The 8,974-nt window shown below is 65.4% G+C and carries 7 protein-coding genes and 1 tRNA gene; 6 read left to right on the plus strand and 2 right to left on the minus strand.

The window, feature by feature from the left end:
• The first annotated feature begins 326 nt into the window (after nucleotides 1-326).
• Nucleotides 327-575 (plus strand): hypothetical protein, encoded by a 249-nt coding sequence (locus AC4FIJ_RS13270; RefSeq protein WP_490337190.1) that lies wholly within the window; start codon nucleotides 327-329, stop codon nucleotides 573-575.
• Between the two features lie 259 nt (nucleotides 576-834).
• Nucleotides 835-1,377: a septal ring lytic transglycosylase RlpA family protein gene (locus AC4FIJ_RS13275; protein WP_446277782.1), complete on the plus strand. Its 543-nt coding sequence runs from the start codon at nucleotides 835-837 to the stop codon at nucleotides 1,375-1,377.
• A gap of 3 nt (nucleotides 1,378-1,380) precedes the next feature.
• On the opposite strand, the gene AC4FIJ_RS13280 is transcribed toward AC4FIJ_RS13275, so the two are convergent.
• Both AC4FIJ_RS13280 and recG read right to left on the minus strand, forming a co-directional pair.
• The gene (locus AC4FIJ_RS13280; protein WP_446277781.1) at nucleotides 1,381-1,818 is read right to left on the minus strand and encodes a hypothetical protein; all 438 of its coding nucleotides are present in this window, start codon (nucleotides 1,816-1,818) and stop codon (nucleotides 1,381-1,383) included.
• A gap of 73 nt (nucleotides 1,819-1,891) precedes the next feature.
• Nucleotides 1,892-3,958, minus strand: a complete 2,067-nt coding sequence (recG, locus tag AC4FIJ_RS13285) for an ATP-dependent DNA helicase RecG (protein WP_446277780.1) — start codon at nucleotides 3,956-3,958, stop codon at nucleotides 1,892-1,894.
• A gap of 65 nt (nucleotides 3,959-4,023) precedes the next feature.
• On the opposite strand from recG, the gene AC4FIJ_RS13290 reads away from it, so the two are divergent.
• The 4 genes from AC4FIJ_RS13290 to AC4FIJ_RS13305 all read left to right on the plus strand — a co-directional run bounded on the left by AC4FIJ_RS13290 (nucleotide 4,024) and on the right by AC4FIJ_RS13305 (nucleotide 8,974).
• On the plus strand, nucleotides 4,024-4,320 hold the full coding sequence (locus tag AC4FIJ_RS13290) for an FAD assembly factor SdhE (RefSeq protein WP_446277779.1): 297 nt from the start codon (nucleotides 4,024-4,026) through the stop codon (nucleotides 4,318-4,320).
• A 45-nt stretch (nucleotides 4,321-4,365) separates the two neighbouring features.
• Nucleotides 4,366-7,908, plus strand: a complete 3,543-nt coding sequence (gene mfd, locus AC4FIJ_RS13295) for a transcription-repair coupling factor (RefSeq protein WP_490337191.1) — start codon at nucleotides 4,366-4,368, stop codon at nucleotides 7,906-7,908.
• Nucleotides 7,909-7,982: 74 nt separating this feature from the next.
• Nucleotides 7,983-8,765: an NAD kinase gene (locus tag AC4FIJ_RS13300; RefSeq protein WP_490337192.1), complete on the plus strand. Its 783-nt coding sequence runs from the start codon at nucleotides 7,983-7,985 to the stop codon at nucleotides 8,763-8,765.
• Between the two features lie 134 nt (nucleotides 8,766-8,899).
• Nucleotides 8,900-8,974 (plus strand) — tRNA-Asn (locus AC4FIJ_RS13305).

Genomic DNA, 8,974 nt, shown 5'->3' on the forward strand with positions numbered 1-8,974 from the left:
GAATTCGGCAGTTTGTCCCCGGCCAGCCGGACAAAACTCGCGACACATAGTCAGTTTTCCACCCTTGTCCACCGCCAAATTGCATTTCTGTGGATAAGTTTGTTGTGCGACTCAGCGATGCGGCGCATTCTTTGAAGGTCGAAAGGGAAGGTTGCTTTCCGGATCATGCCGAAAGGCACTGAAAAGGAAGGATTTACCGAAACGATCGGCCCATCGTTCGAATGCCGGTGAGACGGAACAGGCACCCCTTCCGTACGCATCCCTGCGATGCTTCGGAGACAGCCTGACCGGATCGCCAAACCGCAGTCGAACGATGGAAAGGCCGGGTGTCGGTCGTCGCGGACAAGTCGGATGATCTTCGGATCGACGATGCGGATGAAGCGGCGGCAGAAAGCCGGTCACGGTATGAGGCCGCGCTTGCGACCCGATCTCGAACGGCTTTGCCCAAGATGATCGAACTGGAAGGCGAAGTCATACCGGATGCCGGCGCGAGCACCGAGCGACAGAGGCAATGCGATCTTCGGATCGAATGCCGAAACCGCCGGGCGCCAAGCCTTCTACTCATGCTTGCATGACGTGGAAGCCACGGGCCGGTGAGAGTGGGGCCGGTAGCGATACCGGCCCCATTTGCATTGGTTTTCAGCATCTACGCAGCCATGTTTCCAACAGCCGGAGTGTCTATTCACACGGCGGCAATATCGTGATTCGCGCCAACTCGGTTAGAACGCGATCGTGCCGGGTAAATGTTCGTTAAGGTAAAAACGCAGGTTCAATTGTGGCCGAAAGGCGGCCGGCCGAGCCCACAGCCCGATTTAAGCTGCTATGATCAGGGACATGAAGACGCTTGCAAAACGACGTCTGCGCCCGATGCGCACCATGGCCCTTTTCGGCATCGCCTCGATGGCGGCCGTCCCCGTTTCGGTCGCCCGTGCGGGCACCGAGGAACCGGCGCTCATGGAAGCCACTATCGGCCTCGCCACAGATAACGCCGCGGGTGTGGATTTGATCCCGCAGCCTGAAAATATGGAAAGCGCGATCCAGCCCGGTGCCGGCAGCGACCTTGCCGAGCCCGAAACTCTTGAGCATCTGGGTGAAGGCGTGGCCAGCTGGTACGGCCCGAAATTCGCCGGTCGCCGCACGGCCAATGGTGAAACTTTCAACCCTACCGAGCTGACGGCGGCGCACCGCACCCTGCCCTTTGGCAGCCTCGTGCGCGTGACCTCCAGCCGCACCGGCAAATCTGTCGTTGTCCGCATCAACGATCGCGGCCCGTTTCACGGCAACCGCGTGATCGACCTGTCCGAAGCAGCAGCCAGCGAAATCGGGCTGAAGGCCCGCGGCAGCGGCACGGTCGAAATGGCGCTTCTCGACGGCTGAGGCCTATTCGGCGGGGGTTGCGCTTTCAGCGGCTTCCTTGTTTTCCGATGCATCCGCCTCCGCATTTGCCGAGGCTTCCTCTACATCTTCGGGCGTCACCGCATTGGCGGGGGCCTCTATACGGCCCGGCGTCTGCAGCGGCACGGCGCCGCTTTGCGTCATGCACCAGCGGACCTGCTCCATCGCGCGGTCGCGGTTTTCACTGTCGAGGTCGGTCAGGGTAAAGCCCTGCTGCGCCAGCCGCCCCGTCGTGCAATCGCACAGGCGCTTCAGCTGCGCCTCGCCGTTCGCCAGCGCCGCCAGCTTCACATCGCAGCGCTCAAGCGCCTGCGTCCGTTCGGGCGTTTCCAGCCCCGGTTCCGGCTCACCGCAGGCCGCCAGCACCGCGAGTGCCGCGAAAGGCACGATCCGGATCGTCAGTCTGCCGAGGTCAAATTCCAACTCATATTCTCCCGCCGTATCCCGGTCTTACTGTTTCGCATGACGCGCCCGCTTGCAAGCATGGCGCGCCCCGCTACCCCCCGCGCAAAAGCTGAACCCCATAGTCGCGTTCGAACAGATAGAGCGCGATCCGGGCCGCTTCCCCGCGCGCGCCTTCCAGATTGGCGCCCGCCCGGTCGATCAGCAGGCGGGCATCGTCATGCGCGGCCTCCAGCAGTTCGGTGATCTGCTCGGGTGTCGCCACGCGAAAGGCGGTTTCGCCCGACTGGCGCGTGCCGAGGATCTCGCCCCCGCCGCGCAGGCGAAGGTCCTCCTCGGCCAGCCGGAACCCGTCCTGCGTCTCGCGCATCAGCGCAAGCCGCTCGCGCCCCGTTTCGGACAGCGTCTGCCCGCGCAGCAGCAGGCACACCGATTCCGCCGCCCCGCGCCCGACGCGTCCGCGAAGCTGATGCAGTTGCGCGAGGCCGAAGCGCTCCGCCTGCTCGATCACCATCAGCGAGGCATTGGGCACGTTCACGCCAACCTCGATCACCGTCGTCGCGACCAGCACCGCGACCTCTCCGCTGGCGAAGCGGACCATGTTCGCGTCCTTGATCTCGGGCCGCAATTGCCCGTGGACCAGCGTCACATTGCCCTCGCCCAGCACGGCCTTCAGCGCGTCGAAGCGCTCCTCCGCGGCGGCCAGGTCTTCGCGCTCGTTCTCATGCACCATCGGGCAGACCCAATAGGCCTGCCTGCCCGACTGGACGTGGCGGACAAGCCCCGCGACCACGTCGTCCATGCGCTCGGTCGGCACCACGCGCGTATCGATCGGCTTGCGGCCCGGCGGCAATTCGTCGAGCTGGCTCACCTCCATCTCGCCATGCTGGGCGAGCAGCAGCGTGCGCGGGATCGGCGTGGCGGTCATCGCAAGGCAATGCGCCGTCCCCCGCGCCTTTTGCTGCAGCATCAGACGCTGGCCGACGCCGAAGCGGTGCTGCTCGTCGATCACGACAAGGCCAAGGTCGCGGTAGCTCACGCTCTCCTGAAAGATCGCGTGGGTGCCGACGACGATATTCACCGACCCGTCGAGCAGCCCCATCAGGATGGATTCGCGCGCCCTGCCCTTGTCGCGGCCGGTCAGCAGCGCGATCTCGATCCCGGTCCCGCGCGCCATTTCCTGTAAGGTGGCATGATGCTGGCGCGCGAGGATTTCGGTCGGTGCCAGCAGCGCGGCCTGCTTGCCGCATTCGATGGCGTTCAGCATGGCGAGCAGCGCCACCACCGTCTTGCCGCTGCCGACATCGCCCTGCAGCAGGCGCAGCATCGGGTGCGGCTGCGCCATGTCGCCCTCGATCTCGCGGATCGAGCGTTGCTGCGCGCCCGTCAGCGCAAAGGGCAGCGTCAGCCGGTCGCGCACATGGCCGTCGCCCTGCATCGGAATGCCCTTGCGGCGGCGATTGTCGGCTCGCACCAGCATCAGCGCGAGCGCGCTGGCGAACAGCTCGTCATAGGCCAGACGGTCGCGCGCTTCCTTGTGCCGCGCGCGGTGGACCAGATGCAGCGCATCGCGCCATGACGGCCAGCCGCGCCGATCCATCACGCTCGGCTCGATCCACTCGGGCAGTTCGGGGAGCAGGTCGAGCGCCTGTTCGACCAGAGGTTGCAGACGCCCCCCGGTCAGCCCGTCGGACAGCGGATAGACCGGCTCGCAGGTCTGGCCCAGCGCGGTGCCGCCGTCCTCGGCCACATGGTCGGGGTGCACCATCTGCAGCGTGTCGCCATATTGCTCCAGCTTGCCCGCGACCCAGCGCGCCTCGTTCAAGGGCAGCAGTTTTTTCGCCGAAAAAGACGCGCGTCCGAAATAGGTCAGCGCGATTTGCGCGCCTTCGGCATCCGTCGCCATCACGCGGAACGGCCCGCGCCCCGATCCGCTGGCCCGGTACTGGTCGGCGGTCAGCTTCACGATGATATGTTCGCCGATCCCGGCTTCGGCCAGCGCGCCGACCCGTCGCCGTTCGATAAAGCGGTCGGGCAGATGATAGGCGAAATCCTTGACCCGCGTCAGGCCCAGCCGGTCCAGCGGCTTTTCCAGCTTTGCGCCCACGCCTTTCAGGCTGTCGGCGGCGGCGAACAGGGGATTGAGCACTTCGGGACGCATGATGATGGCTATAGCGCCGCATTCCCCCGCTTGCACCGCATCGCGGACAGGTATACCCGACCGACATGAGCGACGCTGCGAAACCCGAACAGGACGGCCCCAGCCCGGACAGGCTGAACAGGGCAAAGTTCCGCGCATGGCACCGCGGCACGCGCGAGGCCGATTTCATGATCGGCGGCTATTTCGACCAGCGCCATGCCGAATGGGTCGAACAGGAACTCACCTGGTTCGAGGCGCTGCTGGACGAGGATGACGTCGACATCATGGCCTGGGCGCTGGGCGTCCAGCCCCCTCCCCAGAGGTTCGAGGGGCCGATGATGGATGCGCTCCAGCGGCTCGACTACATCTATATCCATAAGTAGGTCGGGGGTTGCAGGGCGGCCATTCCGTCGCCAGATAGCCCCGACATGACCGATCTTTCACGCCTGATCGCCGCGGAACAGCCGCTGGTGCTGTCTTCGCTTGCGCGCGGTGCATTGCCGCTCGTGCTGTCCGACCTTGCACGGGCGTGCCGCGGCACGGGAAATGCCGCGCGCGCGGTCTTCGTCGCGCCGGACGAGCAGGCGATGATCGCAATCGCCGATGCCGCGCCGTTCTTCGCGCCCGAACTGGAGGTGATCGAGTTTCCGGCGTGGGACTGCCTGCCCTATGACCGGTCCAGCCCTGCGCTGTCGGTCAGCGCACGGCGGCTGGCGGCACTGCAGGCGTTGCAGGGAAAACCTGACGGCCCGCAACTGCTTGTCACGACGGTCAATGCGCTGCTGCAACGTGTGCTGACCCCGTTCCGCATTCGCGAGGCGACTCGCATGCTGAAGCCCGGCATCGAGATCGGGCACGAGAGCCTGACTGCCCTGCTGCAGCGGCAGGGCTATGCGCGCAGCGACACCGCCATCGATGCGGGCGAATTCGCGGTGCGCGGGTCGATCTTCGACATCGTGCCGTCGGGCCTGAAGACGAAGAACGAGGCGGGAGAGACGATCCAGGCCGGGCTGCGGCTCGACTTCTTCGGCGACGAGCTGGAGAGCATGCGGCTCTATGACCCGACGACCCAGCGCACCACCGGCGTGGCGGAGGAACATTTGTTGCTGCCCGCCAGCGAGGCCCTGCTGACCGAGGACACGATCAAGCGTTTCCGGGGCCGCTACCGCGAAATGTTCGGGGCCAATGCCACCGGCGATCCGCTGTATCAGGCGGTCAGCGAGGGGCGGCGTCTGGCGGGCATGGAGCACTGGCTTCCGCTGTTCGAGGAGAAGCTGTCCACCCTGTTCGACCATCTGGGCAAGGACGACTGCGTCATCATCGACGGCGGCGCGATCCGCGCTGGCGAGGAACGGCTGGCCGAGATCCGCGACTATCGGCAGGCGCGGCAACAGGCGGCGGGGCAGAAGGCGGGCAGCTATCGCCCGCTGGCCACCGATGCGCTCTATCTGGCGGAGGACGAGTTCAGCGCGGCATTGACCGGTTGGCCCGTGCATCGCAGCTCTATCTTTGCCGAGCCGGAGAGCGAGCGCTCGCTGGATTTCGGATTTGCCTCGGCCCGCGACTTCGCGCCTGAAAGGTCGCGGTCGGAGAATGTCTACGAAGCGGCGTCGAAGCATTTGGAAAAGCAGGCAAAGGACGGAAAGCGCGTGGTGCTGGCCTGCTACTCCCCCGGCTCGCGCGGGCGCATCGCGCCGCAGCTGGGCGAAGCGGGCAAGCGGGAGCCCGCCGTTGCAAAGAGCTGGCAGGAGGCGCTGGGCCTTGCCGCCAAGGGCAAGCCCGTGGCCGTGGTGCTGCCGCTGGAAAGCGGGTTCGTCAGCGACGAGATCGAGCTGCTGACCGAACGCGACCTACTGGGCGACCGGCTGGTCCGCCGCAAGAAGCGGCGCAAGGACGCCGATGCGTTCCTGGCCGAATTGCAGGCGCTCGCACCCGGCGATCTGATCGTCCACATGGATCATGGCATCGGGCGCTATCTCGGCCTTGAATCGATCCCTGTGGGGAAGAGCCCGCACGATTGCGTCGCGCTGGAATATCACGGCGGCGACAAGCTCTATGTCCCGGTCGAAAACCTCGACGTGCTGTCGCGCTATGGCAGCGAGAACGAGAATGCCGCGCTAGACCGGCTGGGCGGCGAGGCCTGGCAGAAGCGCAAGAGTCGGCTGAAGGAGCGCATCCGCGAGATCGCGCATGAACTGCTGGCGACCGCCGCGAAACGCGCGCTGCAAAAGGCGCCGGTGATCGAGCCGGAAGCCGACTACAATGCCTTCGTCGACCGCTTCCCGTGGGACGAGACCGACGATCAGGAGCGCGCCATCGGCGACGTGATGACCGATCTGGCCGATGGCCGCGCGATGGACCGGCTGGTCTGCGGCGACGTCGGCTTCGGCAAGACCGAGGTGGCGCTGCGCGCCGCGTTTCTTGCCGCGATGGCGGGGCAGCAGGTGGTGATGATCGCGCCGACCACCCTGCTCGCGCGGCAGCACTACAGTAATTTCACCGAGCGTTTCGCGGGCTTTCCCATCAAGATCGGCCGCCTCTCGCGCCTGGTCCCGTCCAAGGAAGCGTCCGAGACGCGCGACGGGCTGGAAGACGGCACCGTCGACATCGTCATCGGCACCCATGCGATCCTGTCCAAGAGCGTCAAGTTCAAGCGCCTCGGCCTCGTCATCGTGGACGAGGAACAGCGCTTTGGCGTGACGCACAAGGAAAAGCTGAAGGCCCTGCGCGCCAATGTCCACGTGCTGACGCTGACCGCCACGCCGATCCCGCGCACGTTGCAGATGGCGATGTCGGGTCTGCGCGAACTGTCGGTCATCCAGACCCCGCCTGTCGACCGGCTGGCGGTGCGCACCTATGTGATGGAATGGGATGACATGGTGGTGCGCGAGGCCTTGCTGCGCGAACATCACCGCGGCGGGCAGAGCTTCATCGTCGTGCCGCGCATTTCCGACATGGGCGAGATCGAGGAATGGCTGCGCGAGAACGTGCCCGAGGTGCGCTATGTCGCCGCCCACGGCCAGATGCCCGCGACCGAGCTGGAAGAGCGCATGAGCGCCTTTTACGAAAAGAAATACGAAGTGCTGCTGTCGACCACCGTGGTCGAGAGTGGGCTGGACATCCCTTCGGCCAATACGATCATCATCCACCGCGCCGATCGGTTCGGCCTTGCACAGCTTTACCAGCTTCGCGGGCGCGTCGGCCGGGCGAAGCTGCGCGCCTATGCGCTGCTGACGCATGATGCGGGCACGCAATTGTCCGAGGTCGCGGAAAAGCGGCTGAAGGTGCTGGGCGATCTCGATTCGCTGGGCGCCGGTTTCCAGCTGGCCAGCCACGACCTCGACATTCGCGGCGCGGGCAATCTGCTGGGCGACGAGCAGTCGGGCCATATCCGCGAGGTCGGCTTCGAACTCTATCAATCGATGCTGGAAGACGCGATTCTGGCGGCCAAGGCGGGCGATCTGGGCGTGGTCGAGGACCGCAGCAGCCTGAGCCCGCAGATTACCGTCGATGCGCCGATCATGATCCCCGAGGATTACGTCCCCGATCTGGCCGTGCGCATGGCGCTCTATCGCCGCCTGAACGACGCGGACGACAAGGAATCGATCGAGGGTATCGCGGCCGAGATGATCGACCGGTTCGGTCCGCTCCCTTCGCCGACCGAGAACCTGGTCAAGCTGATCGAGATCAAGGCGCAGGCGCTGGCCGCCAATATCGCCAAGATCGATGTCGGCCCGCGCGGCGCGCTGATCCATTTCCACAAGGACGAGTTCCCCGATCCGATGGGCCTGATCGGCTATGTCGAACGGCTGAAGGGAACCGCGCGCCTGCGGCCCGACAACAAGCTGGTGATCGAACGCCCGTGGAACGATCCGAAGGCGCGGCTCAACGGCCTGTTCCAGCTGACCAAGGGACTGTCGGGCATCGTGCGGCGCGCCGCCAAGCCTGCGAAGAAGACCGAACCCGCCTGATGCAACGCCCGGCGGTCATTGCTTTCGCGCCATCCCGCCCATAGGGTCGCGCCGAATTGCGACGAGAGGGCTGAATGGCAGAATACAGGCGACTGGCGCTGGCCGTCTCTGACACCGACAAGGCGCAGCGGGCGGCCCAGCGCCTGCGCGGTGAGCATGACTGGGTGCCGCTGGAGGAAGCCGACGCCGTGGTCGTGCTGGGCGGCGACGGCTTCATGCTGCAGACGCTGCACCACATGCTTGAGACCAAGCGGATCATCCCCGCCTATGGCATGAACCTGGGCACGGTCGGCTTTCTGATGAACAAGCTGCCCAGCGTGAATGCGCCTATCGCCGAACGGGTCGCGGCGGCGCGCGCGCAGACCGTTTCGCCGCTGGACATGACCGCCGTCACGCAAAGCGGCGAGACGATCACCGGGCACGCTATAAACGAGGTCTCTCTGCTGAGGGAAACGCGCCAGACCGCCAAATTGCAGATCAGCGTGGGCGGCAAGATCCGCATTCCCGAACTGGCCTGCGACGGCGTGCTGGTGGCGACGCCTGCCGGGTCCACCGCGTATAATTTTTCCGCCAATGGCCCGATCCTGCCACTATCCTGCGGGCTGCTGGCGCTGACCCCGATCAGCGCGTTCCGCCCCCGGCGCTGGCGCGGGGCGATCCTGCCCGATTTCCTGCCCATCTCGATCAAGGCGCTGAATGCGTCGAAGCGTCCCGTCTCTGCCGTTGCCGATCAGAAGGAGATCCGCAACGTCGCCAGCATCGATGTGAAGATCGCGCATGAGTGCGACCTGACCCTGCTGTTCGACCGCGGCCACAGCCTGGACGAGCGGATCGTGGGCGAGCAGTTCATGATCTGAGCCGGATGCGTTTCGGGTGTTTTTTCCGCAATCTGGCCGTCTTGCGGAAAAAGATGAAAATCGCGGCTTGCCAAACCCAATGCGCCTTCATATAGGCACGGCCCTGCCCCCCTCAATACCGCTTGGGGGGCTGCTCCCCGATAGCTCAGCGGTAGAGTAGGTGACTGTTAATCACTTGGTCGTTGGTTCGAATCCAACTCGGGGAGCCA

Source organism: Croceicoccus sp., from assembly GCF_983967925.1.